21 protein-coding genes and 1 pseudogene are annotated in these 22,204 nt (G+C 33.5%); all 22 read right to left on the reverse strand.

Annotated elements, in window-relative coordinates; translation table 11 throughout:
* Positions 1–4: 4 nt before the first annotated feature.
* The 22 genes and pseudogenes from AC3WQX_RS04295 to AC3WQX_RS04400 all read right to left on the reverse strand — a co-directional run bounded on the left by AC3WQX_RS04295 (position 5) and on the right by AC3WQX_RS04400 (position 22,110).
* Positions 5–2,809, reverse strand: a complete 2,805-nt coding sequence (locus AC3WQX_RS04295) for a 2-oxoglutarate dehydrogenase E1 component (protein WP_023350280.1) — start codon at positions 2,807–2,809, stop codon at positions 5–7.
* Between the two features lie 234 nt (positions 2,810–3,043).
* On the reverse strand, positions 3,044–4,408 hold the full coding sequence (locus AC3WQX_RS04300; protein ID WP_002433583.1) for a HAMP domain-containing sensor histidine kinase: 1,365 nt from the start codon (positions 4,406–4,408) through the stop codon (positions 3,044–3,046).
* On the reverse strand, positions 4,405–5,064 hold the full coding sequence (locus AC3WQX_RS04305) for a response regulator transcription factor (RefSeq protein ID WP_002433827.1): 660 nt from the start codon (positions 5,062–5,064) through the stop codon (positions 4,405–4,407). The genes AC3WQX_RS04300 and AC3WQX_RS04305 overlap by 4 nt, the downstream gene beginning before the upstream one ends.
* Before the next feature lie 232 nt (positions 5,065–5,296).
* Positions 5,297–5,406: pseudogene (locus tag AC3WQX_RS04310) on the reverse strand (hypothetical protein); the annotation flags it as partial.
* A 338-nt stretch (positions 5,407–5,744) separates the two neighbouring features.
* A complete protein-coding gene (locus tag AC3WQX_RS04315; protein WP_002433585.1) occupies positions 5,745–6,512 on the reverse strand; it encodes a DeoR/GlpR family DNA-binding transcription regulator in 768 nt (255 codons plus the stop codon).
* Between the two features lie 6 nt (positions 6,513–6,518).
* Complete coding sequence (locus AC3WQX_RS04320; RefSeq protein WP_023350278.1) at positions 6,519–7,844, reverse strand: MATE family efflux transporter; 1,326 nt, start codon at positions 7,842–7,844, stop codon at positions 6,519–6,521.
* Entirely contained in the window at positions 7,831–8,685 is an 855-nt protein-coding gene (locus AC3WQX_RS04325) for a metallophosphoesterase family protein (RefSeq protein ID WP_023350277.1), read from the reverse strand. The genes AC3WQX_RS04320 and AC3WQX_RS04325 overlap by 14 nt, the downstream gene beginning before the upstream one ends.
* A 14-nt stretch (positions 8,686–8,699) precedes the next feature.
* Positions 8,700–9,596 carry a carbohydrate ABC transporter permease gene (locus tag AC3WQX_RS04330; RefSeq protein WP_002433538.1) on the reverse strand — a complete coding sequence of 299 codons (897 nt, stop codon included), beginning with the start codon at positions 9,594–9,596 and terminating at the stop codon, positions 8,700–8,702.
* A 15-nt stretch (positions 9,597–9,611) separates the two neighbouring features.
* A complete protein-coding gene (locus AC3WQX_RS04335) occupies positions 9,612–11,300 on the reverse strand; it encodes an extracellular solute-binding protein (protein ID WP_492739849.1) in 1,689 nt (562 codons plus the stop codon).
* A gap of 11 nt (positions 11,301–11,311) precedes the next feature.
* Entirely contained in the window at positions 11,312–12,208 is an 897-nt protein-coding gene (locus AC3WQX_RS04340; RefSeq protein WP_211181649.1) for an ABC transporter permease, read from the reverse strand.
* A gap of 56 nt (positions 12,209–12,264) precedes the next feature.
* Positions 12,265–13,356, reverse strand: coding sequence for an ABC transporter ATP-binding protein (locus tag AC3WQX_RS04345; protein WP_023350274.1), 1,092 nt, complete (start codon positions 13,354–13,356; stop codon positions 12,265–12,267).
* A gap of 327 nt (positions 13,357–13,683) precedes the next feature.
* A complete protein-coding gene (locus AC3WQX_RS04350; RefSeq protein ID WP_002433679.1) occupies positions 13,684–14,298 on the reverse strand; it encodes a phosphatase PAP2 family protein in 615 nt (204 codons plus the stop codon).
* A gap of 12 nt (positions 14,299–14,310) precedes the next feature.
* A complete protein-coding gene (gene murG, locus AC3WQX_RS04355) occupies positions 14,311–15,384 on the reverse strand; it encodes an undecaprenyldiphospho-muramoylpentapeptide beta-N-acetylglucosaminyltransferase (RefSeq protein ID WP_002433989.1) in 1,074 nt (357 codons plus the stop codon).
* 17 nt (positions 15,385–15,401) lie between these two features.
* Positions 15,402–15,905 (reverse strand): GNAT family N-acetyltransferase, encoded by a 504-nt coding sequence (locus AC3WQX_RS04360; protein WP_023350273.1) that lies wholly within the window; start codon positions 15,903–15,905, stop codon positions 15,402–15,404.
* Between the two features lie 217 nt (positions 15,906–16,122).
* Positions 16,123–17,601, reverse strand: coding sequence for a S41 family peptidase (locus AC3WQX_RS04365; RefSeq protein ID WP_023350272.1), 1,479 nt, complete (start codon positions 17,599–17,601; stop codon positions 16,123–16,125).
* 358 nt (positions 17,602–17,959) lie between these two features.
* A complete protein-coding gene (locus AC3WQX_RS04370; protein WP_002433965.1) occupies positions 17,960–18,184 on the reverse strand; it encodes a YozE family protein in 225 nt (74 codons plus the stop codon).
* Positions 18,184–18,684: a PTS sugar transporter subunit IIA gene (locus AC3WQX_RS04375; protein WP_492739851.1), complete on the reverse strand. Its 501-nt coding sequence runs from the start codon at positions 18,682–18,684 to the stop codon at positions 18,184–18,186. Before AC3WQX_RS04375 ends, AC3WQX_RS04370 begins: the two co-directional genes overlap by 1 nt.
* A 12-nt stretch (positions 18,685–18,696) precedes the next feature.
* Complete coding sequence (gene msrB / locus AC3WQX_RS04380; protein ID WP_002433862.1) at positions 18,697–19,125, reverse strand: peptide-methionine (R)-S-oxide reductase MsrB; 429 nt, start codon at positions 19,123–19,125, stop codon at positions 18,697–18,699.
* Entirely contained in the window at positions 19,118–19,645 is a 528-nt protein-coding gene (gene msrA, locus AC3WQX_RS04385; protein ID WP_023350271.1) for a peptide-methionine (S)-S-oxide reductase MsrA, read from the reverse strand. The genes msrB and msrA overlap by 8 nt, the downstream gene beginning before the upstream one ends.
* Positions 19,646–19,750: 105 nt before the next feature.
* Positions 19,751–20,590 (reverse strand): fatty acid kinase binding subunit FakB2, encoded by an 840-nt coding sequence (gene fakB2, locus AC3WQX_RS04390; protein WP_023350270.1) that lies wholly within the window; start codon positions 20,588–20,590, stop codon positions 19,751–19,753.
* 10 nt (positions 20,591–20,600) lie between these two features.
* Entirely contained in the window at positions 20,601–21,086 is a 486-nt protein-coding gene (locus AC3WQX_RS04395; RefSeq protein ID WP_023350269.1) for a dihydrofolate reductase, read from the reverse strand.
* A gap of 67 nt (positions 21,087–21,153) precedes the next feature.
* A complete protein-coding gene (locus AC3WQX_RS04400) occupies positions 21,154–22,110 on the reverse strand; it encodes a thymidylate synthase (RefSeq protein WP_002433615.1) in 957 nt (318 codons plus the stop codon).
* Positions 22,111–22,204 lie beyond the last annotated feature (94 nt).

Below are 22,204 nucleotides of genomic sequence, written 5' to 3' on the forward strand. Positions count from 1 at the left end.
CTAGTTAATTATTAATGCTACTTTCAATAATTCTGTTTTGAACAAGTTTATGAATTTCTCCATCACCTTCAGCAGGTGCTGCCCTCTGTATTCTACCATGATAGCTAAGGTCATATCTATCAGCAACAAGTGCTCTAAGATAAGGATAAACGAATAACCATGCACCTTGGTTTTTAGGCTCTTCTTGAACCCATGATACTTCTTCAAGATTTGGTAATGATTCAAGTACTTCTTGAATTTCTTCTTCAGGGAATGGATATAATCTCTCAACTGCAACAATTAAAGTAGATTCGTCAGGATTTTTCTCTAAATGTTCTTTTAAGTCTATAAACATTTTACCTGAAGCTAAAATCACTTTCTTAACTTTTTCTGCATCATGTTCTTCGGTGATAATAGGTTTAAAACCACCAGAAGTAAATTCATCGATAGGTTTAGCAACAGTTTTATTACGTAATAAACTTTTCGGTGACATGACGATTAATGGTCTCATTTCTTGAGAATCAAGACTTGCTGCTTGAGCACGTAATAAGTGGAAGTAGTTACTTGAGCTAGATAAGTTCACTACTGTGCTATTATTTTCAGCGGCAAGTTGTAAGAATCTCTCTAAACGAGCTGAAGAGTGTTCAGCACCTTGACCTTCATATGAATGAGGTAAGAATAATGTTAAGCCTGAACGTTCTCCCCATTTGGCACGAGAACTAGATAAGAAGTTATCAAAAATCATTTGTGCCATGTTAGAGAAGTCGCCGTATTGTGCTTCCCAAATGTTAAAGCTATTTTTATTTTCAACATTATAGCCATATTCGAACCCAACAACTGCTGCTTCTGAAAGCGGTGAGTTGTGAATATCAAACGTCGCTTGCTGATTTGGGACATGATGTAATGGAGTGTATGTGTCGCCATTCTCTTCATCATGCAAAACAGCGTGTCTATGACTGAAAGTACCACGTTCACTATCTTGACCAGTTAAACGAATTGAAGTGCCATCTTGTAAAATAGTTGCAAAGGCAAGTTGTTCTGCTTGAGCCCAATCAACTAAGCCGCCTTCTTTTTCAAATGGTTCTCTACGTTTTTCAAGTACTTTGTTCAATTTTTTAAGAACGTGGAAATCTTCAGGATAAGTTAGCATAGCGTCATTAATTTCTTTTAAGTGATCAAATGAGAAGTCTTTGTCATCACTTTGCAATGGCAATTGAAGTGACTCAGGTTTTTCCATGTCTGGATTATCCATCTTATCAGACTTATCAATTTTATCATGCGCTGCACGCATTTCTTTTTGAACACTATCAATAACGTCATTCATTTCGTCTTCAGAAATGATGCCGTCTTCAACTAACTTTTTACCATAAAGTAATTCAACTGATTCATGTTTACGAATATTATGGTAAGGAACTGGGTTTGTAATTGAAGGCTCATCCATTTCATTATGACCATAACGACGATAACCAACTAAATCGATAACAACATCTTTATGGAACTCTTTACGGAATTCCATTGCGATATCTATCGCTTCGATTGTTGCTTCAACATCATCAGCATTAACGTGCAAGATTGGAACATCGTACCCTTTTGCAACGTCAGTAGAATATGTTGTTGAACGGCCATCAGTAGGTTCAGTTGTGAAGCCAATTCTATTATTAGTAATAATGTGTAATGAACCACCAGTAGTATACCCTTTTAAGCTACCTAAGTTCATTGTTTCAAAGTTAATACCTTGTCCTGGGTAAGCAGCATCACCATGAATGATAATTGGCATGGCTTTATGGAAATCAGTTGAAGGAGAACCTGCTTGATGCGTCTCATCTTGTGCAGCACGTGTTCTACCTTCAACAACTGGAGCAACAATTTCCAAGTGACTTGGGTTGTTAGCTAAAGAAATACGTTGTTCAGTGCCATAAGAATCTGTTGTCTTCACGCCACCTAAGTGATATTTTACGTCTCCAGTCCAACCTGAAGTAAGTTCTAAGCTACCGTCTTCTGGTAAGAATTTCATCGGATCTGTATGCATGAATTCTGAAATCATCATTTCGTATGGTTTCTCAAGTACGTGAGTTAATACGTTTAAACGACCACGGTGAGCCATACCGATTTGTATATTTTTAATTCCCTCGTTACCCGCTAAAGTAATTGTATGCTGAAGCATTGGTACTAACGTGTCTACCCCTTCAATTGAGAAACGTTTTGCACCTACAAAGTTTTTGTGTAAGTATTTTTCAAATCCTTCAACATGTGCTAATTTTTTGAAAAGTTCTTTTTTCTGATTATTGTTTAAATTCGCTTTATAAGGCGTTTCGATACGTCTTTTCAACCAAACTCGCTCTTTGTTGTTATTAATGTGAGTGTACTCAAAAGCAATTGGCCCTTTATAGCGTTTTTCCATACGAACTATCGCTTCATAGGCATTGTCATAAATATCTTCAAAGTGTTCTGATACAATACCAGCTGATATTTGTTCCAAAGTTTGTTGATCTAAATCAAAATCTTCAATTCCTAATTTAGGGACATGTTTACGCTCTGGAGGATTAACTGGATATATGCCTGCTTTTAAATGTCCGTATTGTCGAATGTTATCAATTAAGCGCATTACACGTTTAATAGTGCTATCTCCCGCTTGTGAACCACTTCCTCCAGTGGCCGGTTTAGCCTCGACATGAGCTTCACCTGTTTTAATTGTACTAAATAAGACTTGTAAATCTTCTGGAACTGATGATGGATCTTGTAGGTAATCATCATACAAATCTAGCATTAAACCGAGATTTGCACCGAAGTTTACAGGTGCCTCTGTAACTTCTTTTTTGTCCTTAGTCATTTTTACACCCTCCACAAAAATGTTGAAACGCTTACAAGATAATAATAGCATTATTTCAAATTTTGTTAAAGTGCATTTACCTATTAATATACAAAAAGCAGAACCAAATATAGATCGGTTCTGCGTTATTTTGAAAATTGCATTGAGTTGCGTATTTGAAGTTGTATTTTATACCAATTTTTAGCAATCTAAATTCTCTAATTTCTTTTGAATTCAAACGGTTCTAACCTTACTTTATAAAGGGAAATTAATCTTAAATGTCGTAAATTTTTGAACTTCACTTTCTACCTGGATCGAACCACCATTTAATTGCACAATTTTCTCGGCGATTGATAAACCTAAACCATTTCCACCCTGACTACGGGCACGAGATTTATCAACTCTGTAAAATCTATCGAAAATGAAATCTAAATCTTGTTTAGGAATACCCATGCCGTGGTCTGTAATTTCGATACTGATGACTTTGTTCTTTAGAGAGGTATTGATCATTATATATTTATTATCAGTATCATACTTCATTGCATTATCTAGGAAAATAAGTAGTAATTGTTCAAATTGATGTCTATTCATTTTCATTTGTATTGGCTTATTGGACAAGTGCGTTTCAAATTGGTAATCAGGATGTAAATGTCTTAATGACTTCACGCGTGATTGAATCTCATTGTTAATGTCTACATTTTCAGCTTCAAGAACATGACTATTCACACTATCTTTAGTCAATAAGAGTAATTCTTCGACAAGTTTAGTGATTCGATTGACTTCCTCTATAGAAATATCTAGAGATTCTTCAAGAATTTCTGGGTCTTTCTTCCCCCACCTCTGAATTAAGTTGAGATGACCTTGAATGATTTGTAAAGGTGTTCTTAATTCGTGAGAAGCGTCTTCAACAAATTGTCGTTGCTGATTAAATGATTCTTCAATTTGGTACATCATGTCGTTAAATGTAACGATAAGATTATCTGTCTCTTCGTAATTAGTTGTTAATTCTAGTTTCTTTTGGAAACCATCGCGCCTAATTTGATTCATCTTGTTCGACATAGTCACAATGGGTTTTGTGATTTGAGATGAAAAGATATAACTAATTCCAGCAGTTATCACAGTAGCGATTAAACCGAATGCTAAAGCTACTATATATAGTGAACGTACAAGATTATCATAATTTTGTAGAGAATGTACTAGTACACTGTATCCATTAAAATCTTTCGAATGAATGGGTTCAGTGATTACTAAGTAATTAATGCCATGACTATTATAGATGTTTATACGTTCTGGATGGTTCATATCAAATTTCTTATTGTAATTAACGATATTGTCATTTGATGTTTGAATTAACTTCTTCCCTTTTTCATCATATATAATGACTTCTTGAAAGTTTTCTAATGAAGCATTTAAATCAAGTGCTGATATTTGAGCCAAAGATTTAGAATGAAATAAATTCGCAATATCAGTAGAACTTCTTTCAGCTTCATCAAGTTCGCTATTTCTAAGAGTATCTTTTAAGAAAAAGATAATAATTAAGCAAAATAGTAATATAGTGGTAAACGTAATGAGTGTCGTTATGATCATCCATTTATATTTTAATTTACGACGTTTGATCATCTAATCACGTATCCTACGCCACGTACAGTTTCGATAGATTTCTCCTTATTAAAAGGCTTTAATTTATTGCGTAAATATCGAATATAAACATCAACAACATTTGTTTCTACTTCGCTGTTAAATCCCCATACGTGGTCTAAAATTTGTTCACGCTGCATCACGTGATTTCTATTTTCAGCTAAAACATATAACAAATCGTACTCCGTCTTCGTCAGTTCTAGTTGAGTACCATCTACAGTCACCTTGAAGGCATCTTTATCAATAATAATGCCGTTAATATCGATAACATTTTTCTGCGGTTGTCTACGTAAAATAGCTCTTATACGAGCGAGCAACTCTTCAATATCGAATGGTTTGACGATGTAATCATCTGCACCATAATCTAATCCGGCTACTTTATCATATGTTTCACCTTTAGCAGTAATAATGATGATAGGTGTTGATTGTTCTTGGCGAATTTGTCTACAAATTTCTAAGCCATTAATATTAGGTAACATTAAATCCAATATAATAAGATCATATGATTTATTAAGTGCTTTATCTAAACCCGTACGTCCGTCATATTCTATATCAACGTTGTAATCTTCATGTTTAAGTTCAAGTTCAATAAATCGAGCAAGATTCTGCTCATCTTCTACGATTAAAATATTTGTCATATTTGCACCTCATGCTACATCTTAACTAATCAAGTATGAATGAAAAAGATGTAATCCCTAATTGTTATGAATTGTTAATAATTAATCTATATTTACTTGATTCATTTTACCACATATCAATTGTAATTGATGAAACATTATAATGAGGTTATTGCTGAAAATGATAGCTTTTCAACATTGTTATGACAATGGTTTTATACATTTATAGGGAATTTATAGAAAAAGTTTATATTTCTAATTGACAATGATTCTCAATCGTGTATAATACTAGTTGAAAATGATTATCAATACCGGATAGAACATTCCCCCCCACATATATTTCGTTCTTATTGGATTGGTCATTTTCAATTATCCCCTTTTATATGCCCGTAAAAGACTAACGTTGAGAAACAACGTTTCAATAAAGCAGTAAACCTTTGACACTTGAGGTTTACTGCTTTTTAGTTGCTCTTTCGCTTTAGCGATTAGAGCAACTTATACTTGAGCGAAGCCTCAAGTGTATCCAATGTAACTGGATGCTAGTGGCACTTATACTTGAGTAAAGCCTCAAGTGTTACAAAAAATAATATCGCTTTAGCGATTAGAGCAACTTATCTGGTTGCTAGTGGCACTTATACTTGAGCAAAGCCTCAAGTGTTACAAAAAATAATATCGCTTTAGCGATTAGCTTAACTAATATTTTAAATTTGTAACCATGATTTATGATTAAAATGCTCCATATCCTGTGGCTTAGCGTAATCAGAAATCATATAATCAATCTCACTAAATTCACTAATACGATACGATGCACGAGCATCTCGTTTACTACTATCTGCTAATAAATAACTTAATTGACTTTGTTGAATCATAATTTGACTGACGTGTGCTTCCTCTAAATCAAATTCATAACAATCGTTCTTATCAAATGAACCACATGAAATAAAGGCTTTATCAAATTTGAAACGTTGTAATAATTCGTTTGTTAAATGCCCCTTTACTACATCTTGCTCAGTATTTGTCTTACCTGCGAGCATAATTATTTCTCCTTGAATACGTTGTTCCTCTATTGCACGATTCAACTCATTTGCAATCTTTAGGGAATTAGTGATTATAGTAGTTTGTATAATATCATTTAAATACTGAGGAATTCGACCTGTTGTCGTCCCACCATCTATAACCACGATTTCTCCAGATTGAATTTGTGAAGCTGCTTTTTTAGCTATTCTTTCTTTCACATTTGATTGTTTCTGCCATTTATTCGCGTATGATTTCTCCTTGTTAATATGATTATATTTAACCGCCCCACCGTGCGTGCGAGTAATAAGTTTGTCATATTCTAATGTTTCTAAGTCTTTTCTCACGGTTTCAGGTGTAACTTGTAAAAATAATGCTAAATCTTTAACAGCAACCTCACCGTACTGATCAACACGTTTACGTATAAGGTTTAATCGTTCTTTTCTCTTGTACATTGTTATCTATACTCCTATCTGCTTCATGCGTGCGCGCCATTTATCATTTCGCCATCTGAAATACATGATGATAAATCGCAGCGCTTCATCTGCAATACTCACTAGAATAATACCGGTGTAACCAAACCCCAAATGAATGCCTAATAGAAAGCTTCCAGGCAACAGTAACAACCAAGTAGTTATGATATTGACTGTAACAGGAAAACGCACATCCCCAGCTACATTTAATAAATCTACGATTAAATTATTAATTGCACGAATCGGTTCCAATCCTATAAGAATAACTAGATAGTAGATAATTAAATGGTATGTTTGAACATCATGTGTAAGCCATCTACCGACAGCGACGAAACCTACTAAAACGCATACCATGATAATTAAGGATTGAATCACATTAAACCATATACTTCTTAACACAGTTTTCTTTAGTACACTATAGCGATGTCTAGCTATAAAATGGCCTAAATAAATTTGGCATGCAGCGCTAAATGCCATCGCACAACTGAAAGATAAACCACTTAACACAGTTGCAACAGATTTAGCTGCAATAACTTGTGTTCCTAACATTGCTATAAATGCTGTCGTAAATGTTTGTGCAAAGTTATATGAAATTTGCTCGCCAGCACTAGGTATACCTAATGTTGAAACTTGATAAAGTATTTTAAAATTAATTTTAAAGTAATGCAGTTTCGGTCTGTAAATTTTTAAAAGTGCTATGAATGCTAAGAGACATCCAAGCAGACGGCTAATGGCTGTAGCATAAGCAATTGCTAATACAGGATTACCTACCAAATCTGGAATTATAAAAAGTACGAAAGCATTTAGAATGATATTAGTCAAATTACTAATTACTGTGATGCGTGTAGCAATCGCAGCATAATTCATAACACGAAGTACGGTTCCTATATACATTTGAGTTGAGGTCAAAGTTAAGACACTCAATATAACTAAACCAAATTGATAAGTTAGATTAAATATGTCCTTAGGTACTTGAAAAAGATGTAATAACGGTGAAAACACCATACCTACAACTAATGTAAATACAATCGAAACGATGATATTGAAAAGAAGATTGTGATAAATTTCTTTTGGAATCATTGATGTTTGGTGTGCTTTTAAATGAACAATACGAATATTAGTTCCCACGTGAATGATTGTAATAAGAAACGTAATGAGCATTAATATTTGACTCGTCATTCCGGATGCTGCAACTGCATTCGTACTATAACTGTTGAGCATTAATGTGTCAGCTTGCCCCATGAGAAGTATGAACAGTTGTTCAATAAGTATAGGTACATATAAGGATCTAAATGCGCCTTTAGTAACGATCATCAAATTCTAATACTTTCGATTTAAATATTTCATGAGGTTGTAATTCTATTAATCGTGCACCACGTTGTAAGTCACCATAAGTGTTATAGCCACCGACGCGACCAAAACTTAGACGAATTCCATATAAGTTAATAGTGAAATCATTATCATGATCGTGACCACAGAACATCCCTTCAATATCTCCATTTAATAGCATTTGACTAAATAATCCAGAATTAATTTTTGAGCAAGCAATAGGTTCATTAAATATGCCATGGAATTCTTTGATATTCTCTACTTCTCGATATTCCTGTAGAGGAATGTGTGTAAATAGTAAATTATGTTGAAAGCTACGTTTGTATTGTGACTTATACGCTTCATAAGTCTCTTTAAGCCAGTTAACGTGCTCAGGTCTGATAAAGTCGTAATCACCTATGCCAAATGGGTTATAATCCCCCCCGTCAATCACATAAAGAACGTGTGTAAGTGTATCTTGAGAGCTTACTTCAATAGTATAAGCTTCTTTATCATCAATAATTAAACTATGATGTTTTTGAACATAATTTTTAGAATATTGTTCTTCAATGGCGCGTAAATCACCCCGTTTAAGATGTCCTTCAGTGTCATGATTACCAAATGTTGTTGCAATTTGAGTATCAAATTGATTTAAATATTCGATAAGTTCTTTATAAACTCGACCAGAATCAATGACTCCTTCAGACCATATTTGATCACCAGTTAATACAGTGATATCGGGACGATAATGTGTCATCATATGTTGAATCAAATCATATGTTTTTTGATCTTTGGCGTCATTATGTGGGCCAATGTGTAAATCACTTAATTGTAGGATTTTCGTCATTTTTTAAATCTCCTTTACTCCTTAGTTGAACCTATATTGATTCCTTTTACAAAATGTTTTTGAACAAATGGGAACAAGAATAATACTGGAATTGTTAACAACACTATCATTGCCATTTGCATAGAATCACCAGTAATTGTTACTTTATCCAACATTGCATAAGAACCTGATTTCTGTTTAAGTGCTTCAGCTATTGCGGCTTGCTTAGTGAGCATATCCTGTAATACTGTTGCTAAAGGTTTTAAATTTGGGTTGCGTACGAAGAATGCGCCTGTAAACCAGTCGTTCCATTGACTCACAGCATTAAATAAAGTAATTGATGCGACTACCGGTTTACTCATTGGAAGGACTATTTTCCAAAAGATTTGAAAGTCATTACAACCATCTACCCTCGCAGCTTCGATAACACTTGTTGGTAACTGATTAAAAAATGTACGCATGATTAGAATGTTATAAACACTATAGAGTGAAGGTAAAATATAGACCCAGAAAGTGTCTGTTAAATGTAATTGATTTAATAAAATGTATAGTGGAACCACTCCAGCACTAAATAACATTGTAAATACTAAGAAGAATGAAATGATTCTTCGGAATGGCAGTGTTTTTATTGTTAAGACATACGCTGCCATGGCGGTTAATATCACGCTTAAGATTGTTCCTATGACAGTTTTAGCTACACTAATAAACAATGCATTCAATAATGTTCCTTGTTTAAATATTTCTTTAAAATTATCTAGCGAAAACTTACGAGGAAAGAATGTGATACCACCTTTTTGCGCATCGACACCGGAATTAAATGCTAAGGCAAAGATATTGATTAGTGGCAATATAATAGTAATAACTAAACCTATTATGATAATTAATGAAATGATGCGAATGACAATAGCACTTTTATCTTGGGATATTTTCATTGTCTAATACACCTCTTAGTAAATAATTTGCGTTCCTTTTTTATCTCTTTGATTTTCTACATAACGTTCAAACTGATTTAAACCAGCTTCGTTCAAGCGTTGTTTCGCACTATCGATTATTTGCTTGGCTTCTTTGTCAGTTCTTGAATAATAAGCGCGTTTAATTGCGTCGCTATAATCATCAAGTGCTACCTCTAAATCTTCACCATACTCATATTTAGATAAGAAAGATTTTACTGTTAGACCATTAACAATTTTTGCGTGCTTTTGGCGTTCGTCATAATGCCACATATCAGCAATCTTTTCAGGTGTGGTTTTGCTTGTTTTAGTATTATCGCCGTATTCGATTTCACCAAAGTCAGCTTTATTATCTATATCTGTATAACCAAGATGATCAGCCCAGTATGAACCCGCGCCTCTGAAACCACGTTTTTTCGCTTTGTCAGGGTCGTGTTTGACTTCTTTTAATACTTCTGGTTTGACGTGTGGGTTGCCTTTTTTATCTAATGTGTAATCACGACCTTTAATGCCATATTGTCCTAATAATTTACCTTCACGACTAGCTAAGAAATCAGCAAGTTTAACTACGTCCTCTGGATGTTCAGTCGTACTTGGGACAGCCCATCCGTTTGCACCAGATTTATAAGGTTTCTCAACTCTAAATTTACCTTTGACTGTATTGAGTGGGCCAAGAGGTACATATTTCATGTTTTGATTTTCAGTGACATAATTATGTAAATCTGAAACTATGCCCCATGAATCATTAACAAGTCCTTCTTTCGCTTTGTTCTCTTCCATTGTGTAAAATTCTTTCGTCATGAGTCCTTTTTGCATTAATTCTTTGACATATCTCACTCTTTTGAGTGGATAATCAGTTTGAGATTCGTGAACAATCTTTTTCCCTTTGTTTAAAAATTTCTCATCTGACTGTCCAGTCCATACGAGGTCGTTGTAGAATTTAGTGCGATCGTCGCCTCCCCAAGCTGTAGGACCAATTGGTGTAATTTCTTTACCATTATCATCTTTAAAGTGATGATCCTTCATTTTTTGTGCTAGCTTTTCTACATCTTTGGAAGTTTTAATTGATGAAGGCTTTATATGAAGTTTATCCATTATATCTTTACGAACATAGGGACCTCCTACTGTGCGACGTTCTTCTTGACCTGGATGACGATTGATACCCATGTGTACAAGGTAAGTGCCGTCCATTTCTTTATTGAACATAATATTATCTTTCGTATCTTTAGGAAGGTAGCCTTTCTTAAAATATTTACTATAGATTTTTGTGTTTTTAAGCATCTTTGTAAGATCTGTGAGTCGACCTTGTTTAGCCGCTTTATTTAGAACTTTCATTTCAGGGCGTCCACTATCGTCTAAGTAATAAACGATGAAGTCAGGTAAATCACCAGATGCGAGACCTGATGTTAGTGCTTCAGTCGAATCTTCATTTGAAACTGTCTGTAATTCTAAAGTGATTCCGGTTTTTTTCTTTAGTTCTTTAGCAACCTCTTTATTCATCTTCGGAGAGGCATCATTATCACTTTGGAAGACTAAACCTTTTAATTTTCTATCAGCAATCCATGTATCTGGCTTCCCTTTGGCATCTGCTTTTCTCTTTGCTTCATCTTGTGATTTATCTTTGCCACACGCCGATGTGAGTATCATTACCGCAATAAGTAAGATGAGTATTGATTTTCTAAACATGTACATTCTCCTTAATATAATGAAGTATCCAGTTTTTTATCGGCAAATCTATTGATAATGACGACCGCGATTAGACCAATAACACCTTGTAAAAGTCCTATAGCTATGGCGTAACTGAAGTCTCCCTGTTCGATTCCCGTGCGTATTACAAAGGTGTCTAATATTTCTGATACACTCGCATTTCCAGGTGTCTTGAGTAAATAGATTTGATCAAAGCCAGCTTTTAAAATATCTCCTAATGAAATAATAAATAGAATAACTATTGTAGGCGTGAGCATTGGTAAAGTAATATGTATAATTTGTTTGAAGCGGTTCGCTCCGTCTATTGCTGCTGATTCGTATATTTCAGGGTTGATGCTCATGATTGCAGCAAAATAAATGATGGAGTCCCAGCCGACATTTTTCCAAATATAACTAGAAAACATGATGGTATGGAAATATTCAGGGTTCATCATAAAATAAGTTGAGCCATCACCACCGAATTTGTGAATAAGTTGATTCATTAAACCGTCATCTGGTGCGAGTAACTTCTTGAATATACCTATCACAACGACCCACGATAAAAAATGAGGTATATATAATATTCCTTGGAATAGTCCTCTGATTTTACCTAATTTAGAATCTTTAATTTCATTAAACATAATGGCTAAAATGATTGGAAAAGGAAGAGCTAGAATGAGCTTCATTCCACTGATAACAAGTGTATTTATAATGATTTGTACACATCTTGAATCAGTGAAGAATCTTTGGAAGTAGTGTAGCCCTTTCCAATCACCACCAATAATACCCGTATCAAAACGGAAATCTTTAAACGCTAAAATTAGACTTGTCATAGGTATATAATTGAAAATAAGGAAAAAAAGTAAGCAAGGTAAAATCATAAGATATAAAACTTTATGTTCCCACATTCTTTTGAGCAAAGATTTTTGATGAGTGGATTGAATTCCATGTTGCTTGATTTTACTCACGATACAACCTCCTCTTTCATTCGTTCACCTGACTCAGAATGGAAATAATGTGCATCTTTCGAATGAATGCCGAAAGATACGTTTTGTCCTAATTCAAAATTAAGGTTACTATCTACAGCGGCTACAATTTTATGATTGTCATGATGACAATGGAGTAATTTGTAAGAGCCCGTCAATTCGACTAAATCTATTTTTAAATTTGTGAGTTGAATAGGATATGCACGCGAATCATCGTTAGTAATGAGATGCAAATCTTCAGGACGAATACCAAGTCTACATTGTGAATGTGACGAAAGTTGTACTACAGATTGATCAGCAACTTTTTGAGCGTCGAAATACCATGCGTCCATATGATAAGTTAACGGGATAATATTCATCGAAGGGCTACCTATAAATGTTGCAACAAATTCATTCACTGGATGACGGTAGATTTCTTCTGGCGTGCCAATTTGTTGAATTTCTCCTTGATTTAGTATCACAATGCGTGAGGCCATCGTCATTGCTTCCGTTTGATCATGTGTGACATAGATTGTTGTTGCATTCATTTCTTTATGTATTTTAATGATTTCACTTCTCATGTTACTTCTTAATTTGGCATCTAAATTTGAAAGTGGCTCATCCATTAAAAAAATTTGTGCGTCTCTCACTATTGCTCGTCCTAACGCTACACGTTGACGTTGGCCTCCGGATAATGCTTTGGGTTTACGTTGAAGAAGATTTTCTATTTCTAATATTTTGGCAGCGTCTTGAATCTTCTTATCATAAATTTTCTTTTTAATACCACGCATTTTTAATCCAAATGCTAAGTTTTTATAAACAGTCATATGAGGATAAAGTGCATAATTTTGAAACACCATAGCTATATTACGATCTTTAGGCTGTAAATCATTAATCACTTTATCGTCGATGCTAATTGTTCCCTTACTAATATCTTCTAGACCTGCTATCATACGTAAGGTCGTAGACTTCCCACATCCCGATGGTCCAACAAATACAACAAATTCGTTGTCATGAATATCTAGATTAAAATCTTTAACTGCGTGACTACCATTTTCATAAACTTTGTTTAAATCCTTGATTTGTATCATGTCTTTGCTCCTTTGAAGATGTAATCGCAAATTCAGTATAAGAGTTTTCTATTAAAGGAAACTTTTTTCAAAATTAAGTTTTCGTAAATCAAAAACTTTTGTTTATTATTTTTCAAAAACAAAAAGACTATAAACACTTATATAAAAGCATTTATAGTCTATATTTATTCAAAAATAAAACAAAGATATTTATATTAGATAAATATTATTTACATTAAAATTACATTCAAGAAGGCATAAATAAATTCTCATTAAAACAAAAAAACCACTGAAATCTTCTTTTTAAGAATCATTTCAGTGGTTAGGTTATTATTTGTCGTGCAAGGTTTATATGGCGAGTTGTTTCTTTAGGATAAGTGTCGATAGTACAATACAAAAGGCGCCACCAATAATACCTGCAATAATATCAGTAGGATAATGAACGCCTAAATAGACTCTTGATGTTGAAATTAATAATATGAATAATGCACTTAATCCTATTAACACACCTTTAGAAATACCTGAATCATGGCGATTTAAAATGTAAATGATGCTTCCAAAGTATGAGGTTGCGCCCATTGCGTGTCCACTAGGAAAGCTAAATCCAGAAATATCAATTAAACGTAGGAGTGTTGGACGTTCTCTGTCGAAAATATTTTTAAGGACAGGATTAAGTATGCTTGAAAGACCCATTGCTATAGCAAAGAATAATGTTTCAATTTGATAACGTTTTAACATTAAATATGCTACAAGTGTGAGTGATAGACATAACATGGCCCAAACTTCACCAATTTTAGTCGCACCTAGCATAATTGATGTAGTGATAAAACTCTCTGATGCATAAATAAAATCATAAACCTCATTATCAATCCACTTTCCTAGACGAGATTCATGGAAAAATGCGATTATCCCAAAAACGAGTGTGAAAACAATGAGTAATGAAATGCGCGTCCAACGGTTCATGCTTGGTGCCCCCTACTTATTTAATGCATCATGTACAATTTTATCAAATAAATCTTCTTTAGTGTAACTTTCTTTATATGTTTTCATTTGTTTAATGATATCTTCACGATTTGTTTCAATATCATTTAACTCTTGTAATAAACCTACTTGAGTTAGTTCATCTTCAAGTGTATATCGGCCATAGCCTTTCGATGAAAAGTTTTTAGCGTTATCAATTTGGTCTCCACGAGATTGATCTAAACCTAATGGGATTAATAACATAGGTATTCTTAATGTTAAGAATTCATAAATCGCATTTGCACCGGCACGACTTACTACTGTATCTGTTATAGCTAATAAATCAGTTAAATCATCTTTAACAAACTCATATTGAACATAACCTTTTTTATCAATAGTGTTATCAACTAGTCCTTTACCAGTTAAATGGATAATTTGATAATCATGTAATAAGGCCTCTAGATTTTCACGAATTGTTTCATTGAGTTTCTTACTACCAAGACTACCACCCATGACGAGTAAGACCTTTTTATCTGTGTTAAAACCGGTTAATTGATAACCACGTTCTTTATTACCTTGTTTCAAATCCTCACGAACGGTTGCGCCAACAAAGTCAGCTTTGTCTTTAGGAAGATATTGAAGTGTATCTTCAAATGTCGTATAAATTTTTTTAGCGAATTTAAGTGCGATTTTATTCGCAAGCCCTGGTGTTAAATCAGATTCGTGGATGATTGTAGGTATTTTTAGTGAGCGGGCTGCAATGACCACAGGAACGCTTACGAATCCGCCCTTTGAAAATAATAAATCAGGTTTATGTTTTTTTAGAATTTTACGTGCATCTAACACGCCTTTTAATACTTTAAAAACGTCTTTAGCATTTTCAAATGATAAATAACGACGTAATTTACCACTAGAAATAGGATAGTATTTTATATCTGGTAGTTGAGATTCAATCATCTCTCTTTCAATTCCTTGTTTAGAACCGATATAAAACGCTTCATGACCTTTTTCCACAGCAGTAGGAATAAGACTCAAGTTAACAGATACGTGTCCTACTGTTCCTCCACCGGTAAATGCAATTTTCGACATAGTTACAACCTCTATTCCTATATTTTTTTATAATAAGCGTAAAATGGTGCGCCTCTATCGAAAGGATGATAATCCATTTCTGCTTCTCCAGCTTTAGTAAATCCAAATTTCTCAAAAAGATTTTGCGCGGGTTTATTTAGCGCAAACGTGTCAGTAAGAATAACATGTATGCCATGTTCCTCTGTTAAATCTACCGCAAATTGGAAAAGTTCAGTTGCTGCACCTTTATAATCTTTTGATCCAGCTAATCTATGGATAACATAAGCACCTTCACGATTAACTGGCCATTCAATGTCATCATACCACTCTGATTGTGTTTGGTCGATAACAATAAAACCGTAAATTTTACTATCTACATCCAATACATAAAGTGTTTCGGTTTCGATGTCTTTCTCAAAATGTTCGGTTACAGGGTATTTATCGTCCCATTGATTATTATTAAATTCTTTCATTTTTTCTTTTGCTTCATCAACGAGTTTTTCAATTACAGGTAAATCATTTTTTGTTGCTGTTCTAATCATCTTGCCAAAACACCTCTTTTTTATAGTATTAAAAAAATGATACGCCCCATTTCTTATATAATTTAACAAATGAGGCGTATTTTAAACTTATATAACTAAAGTCGCTAACTATTATATAGATTGTATTAAATAAATGAGCGATACATTCTCTCTAATAGTACTTTAAGTCATATAAATAAGATTTAATCAAACCTATATTTACTTTTCAAACAATATCTTACTTAAGTTTTTTAAGTAATTTGTCTAATACAGTATCATGTTTATTTGACTTTTCAACTAATTCTTGAGTGAATTTATCATTTGTCTTTTTATCAAATTTTCCGGTTACTTCCAAATGATTGTCTTTCTGGAAGGATTTAATTGCAGATTCTAATTCTGAATCAAATTGGTTAGACTCATTATTCACTTTATAACCTAAGGCTGTGAGTCCAATTTTCATCGTTTTAACATTCTTATTCTCGTCACCTAAATGATAAGTTTTATTATTAGGTATAACGTTAAGAGATTGATATTTAGGTGTAGCTATTTTACTGTCCGGTTGAATACCTTTACCATGAATATAATGACCATCAGGTGTTAACCATTTCATTTCAGTATATTTTAGTAATGAACCATCACCGAATTCACGTGTAGTTTGTACAATTCCTTTACCAAATGTTTTAGAGCCATAAACCTTAGCTTTATGATAATCTTTCATAGCACCTGTAAAGACTTCTGATGCACTTGCTGAACCATCATTTACTAAGATAGAAACATCCATATCTTTTGCTTGTTTCAACGAATCATTTGATGTTTTCAATTGCTCCTTATCATCGCCTTTTTCTAATTGAACAACTGTTTTTCCTTTATCGATAAAGATGTTCGCCATTTTAACAGCTTCGTCTAGAAGACCACCAGGATTGTTACGTAAATCTAATACTATTTTACGTACACCTTGTTTGTGTGCCTTGATAATTGCAGATTTTAATTCTCCAGATGTATTACTTTGGAATTTATTAATAGTAAAGACACCAACGTTGCCTTTTTTCTCGTATTCGACACTCTTAACATGAATCGTATCACGTTTAATCTTAATGTCTTTTTCTTGAGAACCTCGTTTGATAGTTAAAGTTACTTTAGTACCTTTTTTACCTCTGACTAGTTTTACGACTTGGTCTAATGGTTTGCCTTCAACAGATTTACCATTAACTTTCGTTACGACATCTTTCGGTTGTATTCCTGCTTTTTCAGCTGGTGAGTCTTTCATTGGACTGGTAATACTAATTTGATCATTTTTCTTCTGCATTTCTGCGCCAATACCAACGAAATCTCCTGACACACCTTCATTGAATTGTTTAGTTTCCTCAGAAGTCATATATTCTGAATATGGATCCTTTAATTCTTTAACCATTCCATCAATTGCTGATTGTGTTAATTTATCTGAATCTTGCTTTTTATAATAATCTTTATTTAGCGTCTTATATACATATTCTATCTTTTTTAAATCTGCACGTTGATCTTTATTGAGTCCGCTCATCTTATGACTAATCAATATCGTCGCGGCCACAGTGATTCCTGCTGTTATTAAAATAACTCCAAGAAGAATCAACAGAAACTGCCAAATTTTAAATCTTACTTGTTTGTTTTTATTTTGAGAATTTGATTGACTTTCGTCGTCTTGTTGTTGTGCATCATTACGTTCTGAATCATTACTCACTTTATCACATCCCTTGTACTTGCTAAATTTATATTAATCATTATGTATATGCTCTTAGTTCTCCCTTTTTTATGAAAATGAAGTTAGAAAATATATAAAATAGACAACTTCTCCAACTGTGAAGCAAATTAAGCGAGGACTACTCTTCATTATTATATAACTATGTTTCATATACATGAGTCGTAAGATGTATCTTAAATTAATTTGAAAAATTGAGAATCATGCTAACATATGTAAATGATGGCTTTAATTTATATACAAAATCAAACAAAAATGTGGGAGTGAAATAGTATTCAACTTTAATCGTTTGAACACAAAGTTCACTCCCTTTTTTTATTAGTAAAAACTTTGTTTAATTTTAAAATTTTAACCATTCAGTATACTCTTCGTATAAATCATCAAAGACATACATGGGTACAGTAAACTCACTTTGAGTTTCAATGTACTCTGAAAGGACGTTGAAGTCATCTTCATGTTTAGGAAATGCAAGGTCATCAAAGATTTGCTCAGCTAATTCCCCTTTATCGTCTTTACGACCACGAACAGTCATAACAAATTGATAGAATGAGTAATTTTTAACCATTAGCTTACAGTCACATCAATAACTTGAGTCTCGCCTTTAACAACTGCTTCTACATCTTCTAAATGAATAGACTCAGTTTGGTCAGAATTTGTGATAATAATTGGTGAAATGACTGATTTAGCATTATTTTTAATATATTCTAAATCAAAACGAATAAGTGGGTCGCCTACCTTCACAGTGTCACCACTTTCGACTAATGCTTCAAAGCCTTCACCATCAAGTTGAACAGTATCTAGACCAATGTGTACGAGTAGTTCTAATCCATTGTCTGCTTTAAGTCCTACAGCATGCTTTGTTGGGAAGACATTGTCGACCTTGCCTTCAATTGGTGCAACGACTTCACCTTCTGTAGGATTTATACCAAAACCCTCACCCATCATTTTTTGTGCAAATACAGGGTCAGGAATATCTTCAATTTTCACATATTCACCTGTTAACGGTGCGTATATTTTAATATCTTTATTGATTTCTTTGCCTTTTCCGAATAATTTTTTAAACATTGTTGTTCACTCCTATTTTTCAAAGTGTGGAATTAAATCACCATATCCAAGTTCTTCTAACTTTTCATATGGAATAAATTGAATAGCTGCTGAATTAATACAATAGCGTAGACCACCGGTTTCCTTCGGACCGTCATTGAATACATGTCCTAAATGACTATTAGCATCTTCAGAACGTACTTCAGTTCTTATCATACCAAAAGATTTATCAACGAGTTCAATGATTTCATCATCATTTAATGCTTTGGAGAAACTTGGCCAACCACAGTTAGATTCAAATTTTTCTTCTGATGTGAATAAAGGTTTACCAGATAATTTATCAACATAAATACCCTTATCAAAATGATTCCAATATTCATTTTGGAATGGTGGTTCTGTGCCATTTTCTTGAGTGACAAGATATTCCATTTCATTCAATTCATCTTTATTTTTCTTAATCATTTTGAGACCCCCAATGTGATTCTATAAATGCTTTTCTGCCAGATCCACGTTGGTATTGCTCATAATGCAATGGATTTTTCTCATAATAGTCTTGGTGATAATCTTCAGCAGGGTAGAAGTTTTTATAAGGTTTGATTGGTGTGATGACAGGTTTATTAAATATACCTTGCTCTTCAATTTGTTGTTTTTTCAATTCAGCTGCCTTTTTCTGATTATCATCATGATAAAAGATTACTGGCTGATAACTTTCACCTCTATCGAAGAACTGACCACCATCATCTGTGGGGTCGAATGTTTTAAAGTAAACATCTAATATATTTTCGAAGGAAGTAATTTCAGGATCGTATTCAATTTGTACAGCTTCAACGTGACCAGTTTGATTCGTACAGACTTGTTCATAAGTGGGATTCTCAACGTGACCACCACTATATCCTGAAACGACAGATTTTATTCCTGGGTAAGAAGTAAATGGTTTTACCATACACCAGAAACAACCTCCTGCAAGCGTTGCATATGCCATAGTAGTACCTCCTTAAGTTGTCTCTTTTTTAATAATTTACGCTAAACACCATGTAATTTAAAGTATTTTACTCAACATTAAATAGCTAGAGTTTATCCTAAAGAATTAATCTCTAAGTACAACTAGACCAATAGCACCTTGACCTGTGTGAGTTGAAATAACTGGAGTTGTGACGTTGACATCAAATTGATCAAAATGAAAAGCATCGCTAAATGACTTTTTGAGTTTATCAACAAATTCAATCACATTCGCATGAGCAACACCTATTGATTTAACATTATGATTTTCAATAAATTCAGTTATTTCTTTCTTTAAATATTGAATGCTAGATTTTTGAGTTCTAGCATTATGAACAAGTTCTAATTTTCCCTCATTTAATGTACCTATGGGTTTAATCTTCATAATATTCCCTATTAAACCTTTAGTTTTACTAATACGTCCGCCCTTAATAAGTTGATTCAATTGCCCTATGACTACGAAAAGTTGAATATTATCGCGTAGTTTGTCGACACTTTCAACAATGTCAGTTGTAGGTGTTCCCTTTTCAACTAAATCAACGATGTGCTCAATTTGATAACCTAAGCCATATGAAATTGATTTAGAATCGATAACAGTAATTTTACCGCCTACCATTTGACTAGCTTGAACGGCAGTATTATAAGTACCACTCAGACCTGAAGATAGATGTATGCTAATAATCTCTACATCTTCTTTAATTAACTCTTCATATTTTTCTATAAATTTACCGATGGGCGGTTGACTCGTTTTGACGTCTGCATCTGCCTCGATATATTCAATATATTCTTTAGAAGAAATGTCTTCTTGATCAGTATAAGAATTACCATCAATAGTGATACTTAAAGGAATAACGTGAATATCATGTTTCTTTAAGTATTCATGTGATAAATCAGAGGTGGAATCCGTGACGATAACTTGTTTAGTCATAAATAGCCTCCTATTGGTCATTTCTGCGCACTAAATGTAAAAATGTATGCGGAATAGTATTTTTTTCATCTAATTGTCCTTCAACAGAACTCTCAACTTCCCAATCTTCAAATGTATAAGGAGGGAAGAATGTATCTCCTTGGAACTTACCGTCGACAACAGTGATATACATGTCATCAACTTTATCTATCATTTCTTCGAAAAGTGTTTGTCCACCAAAAATAAATACTTGTCCAGGAATATTATTAATTTCTTCAATAGAATGAATGACATCGACACCTTCGTGTTTAAATGAAGGATTATTTGTTAATACAACATTTCGTCTATTAGGTAAAGGTTTCCCAATAGATTCGAAAGTTTTTCTACCCATTACCAATGTGTGACCAGTTGATAATTGTTTAACGTGTTTTAAATCATTTGGAAGGTGCCAAGGTAATTGATTTTGATATCCGATAACTCTTTGTTTATCATGTGCGACGAGGATGGATAAAGTCATCGTCTTCCCCCTTTCTTATGGTAAATATGATTAGATTTCTATATTTTTATTTATAAAGTAAGTCAATCTATACCGCTATAGGTGCTTTGATAGCAGGGTGTGATTCATAATCCACAATTTCTAAATCTTCATAGTTGATATCGAAAATGGATTTGTCTGAATTTATCTGTAATGTCGGTGCTTTGTAACTCTCACGAGAAAGTTGAGTTTCAATAGCTGACATATGGTTTGAATAAATATGTGCATCTCCGAAGGTATGAACAAATTCACCTACTTCAAGTTCACATTCTTTTGCGATGAGATGAGTAAGTAAGGCGTAGCTCGCAATATTGAAAGGTACACCTAAGAAAATGTCAGCACTACGTTGATAAAGTTGGCAACTTAACTTACCATCTTGAACGTAAAATTGGAACATAGTGTGACATGGTGGTAGCGCCATGGTCTCAATCTCTGTAGGATTCCACGCAGACACAATATGACGTCGAGAATTAGGATTTGTTTTAATTTGCTCAATTACTGTTTTTAGCTGATCGAAGTGATTACCATCTTTATCTTCCCAGTCTCTCCACTGTTTACCGTAAACATTACCTAAATCACCATATTGACGAGCAAATTCATCATCATTTAGAATACGTTCTTTAAATTTTTTCATCTCTTCTTTATATTGCTCATTAAATTCTGGATCTTCTTGAGAACGATGTCCAAAGTTAGTCATGTCAGGTCCTTGATAGTCTTCAGAATTAACGTAATTTTCGAAGGCCCACTCGTTCCATATATTATTATTATATTTAAGTAAATATTGTATGTTTGTATCACCTTTAATAAACCACAACAATTCTGTAGCTACTAATTTAAATGAAACTTTTTTAGTTGTTAATAAAGGGAACCCCTTTGATAAATCAAATCTTAATTGATGACCAAACTTAGAAATTGTACCAGTATGAGTACGATCATCACGTTGATTACCTATTTCTAATACCTCTTCGCATAAGCTATGATACGCTTTGTCGAATGGATTATACATATGTACAGCTCCTTTAAGTAAATCACTTTATTTTAGTTATTATTAATAAATTATATTACTGAATATTATACTAGAAATCATTAACTGTTGATAG

Source organism: Staphylococcus sp. FW104-15G4D (genome assembly GCF_058790135.1).

Excerpts from the sequence above, each read along its gene's own strand:
- AC3WQX_RS04295 (WP_023350280.1), bottom strand. The coding sequence starts at position 2,809 with ATGACTAAGGACAAAAAAGAAGTTACAGAGGCACCTGTAAACTTCGGT.
- AC3WQX_RS04300 (WP_002433583.1), bottom strand. The coding sequence starts at position 4,408 with ATGATCAAACGTCGTAAATTAAAATATAAATGGATGATCATAACGACA.
- AC3WQX_RS04305 (WP_002433827.1), bottom strand. The coding sequence starts at position 5,064 with ATGACAAATATTTTAATCGTAGAAGATGAGCAGAATCTTGCTCGATTT.
- AC3WQX_RS04315 (WP_002433585.1), bottom strand. The coding sequence starts at position 6,512 with ATGTACAAGAGAAAAGAACGATTAAACCTTATACGTAAACGTGTTGAT.
- AC3WQX_RS04320 (WP_023350278.1), bottom strand. The coding sequence starts at position 7,844 with ATGATCGTTACTAAAGGCGCATTTAGATCCTTATATGTACCTATACTT.
- AC3WQX_RS04325 (WP_023350277.1), bottom strand. The coding sequence starts at position 8,685 with ATGACGAAAATCCTACAATTAAGTGATTTACACATTGGCCCACATAAT.
- AC3WQX_RS04330 (WP_002433538.1), bottom strand. The coding sequence starts at position 9,596 with ATGAAAATATCCCAAGATAAAAGTGCTATTGTCATTCGCATCATTTCA.
- AC3WQX_RS04335 (WP_492739849.1), bottom strand. The coding sequence starts at position 11,300 with ATGTTTAGAAAATCAATACTCATCTTACTTATTGCGGTAATGATACTC.
- AC3WQX_RS04340 (WP_211181649.1), bottom strand. The coding sequence starts at position 12,208 with ATGTGGGAACATAAAGTTTTATATCTTATGATTTTACCTTGCTTACTT.
- AC3WQX_RS04345 (WP_023350274.1), bottom strand. The coding sequence starts at position 13,356 with ATGATACAAATCAAGGATTTAAACAAAGTTTATGAAAATGGTAGTCAC.
- AC3WQX_RS04350 (WP_002433679.1), bottom strand. The coding sequence starts at position 14,298 with ATGAACCGTTGGACGCGCATTTCATTACTCATTGTTTTCACACTCGTT.
- murG (WP_002433989.1), bottom strand. The coding sequence starts at position 15,384 with ATGTCGAAAATTGCATTTACCGGTGGAGGAACAGTAGGACACGTATCT.
- AC3WQX_RS04360 (WP_023350273.1), bottom strand. The coding sequence starts at position 15,905 with ATGATTAGAACAGCAACAAAAAATGATTTACCTGTAATTGAAAAACTC.
- AC3WQX_RS04370 (WP_002433965.1), bottom strand. The coding sequence starts at position 18,184 with ATGGTTAAAAATTACTCATTCTATCAATTTGTTATGACTGTTCGTGGT.
- AC3WQX_RS04375 (WP_492739851.1), bottom strand. The coding sequence starts at position 18,684 with ATGTTTAAAAAATTATTCGGAAAAGGCAAAGAAATCAATAAAGATATT.
- msrB (WP_002433862.1), bottom strand. The coding sequence starts at position 19,125 with ATGATTAAGAAAAATAAAGATGAATTGAATGAAATGGAATATCTTGTC.
- msrA (WP_023350271.1), bottom strand. The coding sequence starts at position 19,645 with ATGGCATATGCAACGCTTGCAGGAGGTTGTTTCTGGTGTATGGTAAAA.
- fakB2 (WP_023350270.1), bottom strand. The coding sequence starts at position 20,590 with ATGACTAAACAAGTTATCGTCACGGATTCCACCTCTGATTTATCACAT.
- AC3WQX_RS04395 (WP_023350269.1), bottom strand. The coding sequence starts at position 21,086 with ATGACTTTATCCATCCTCGTCGCACATGATAAACAAAGAGTTATCGGA.
- AC3WQX_RS04400 (WP_002433615.1), bottom strand. The coding sequence starts at position 22,110 with ATGTATAATCCATTCGACAAAGCGTATCATAGCTTATGCGAAGAGGTA.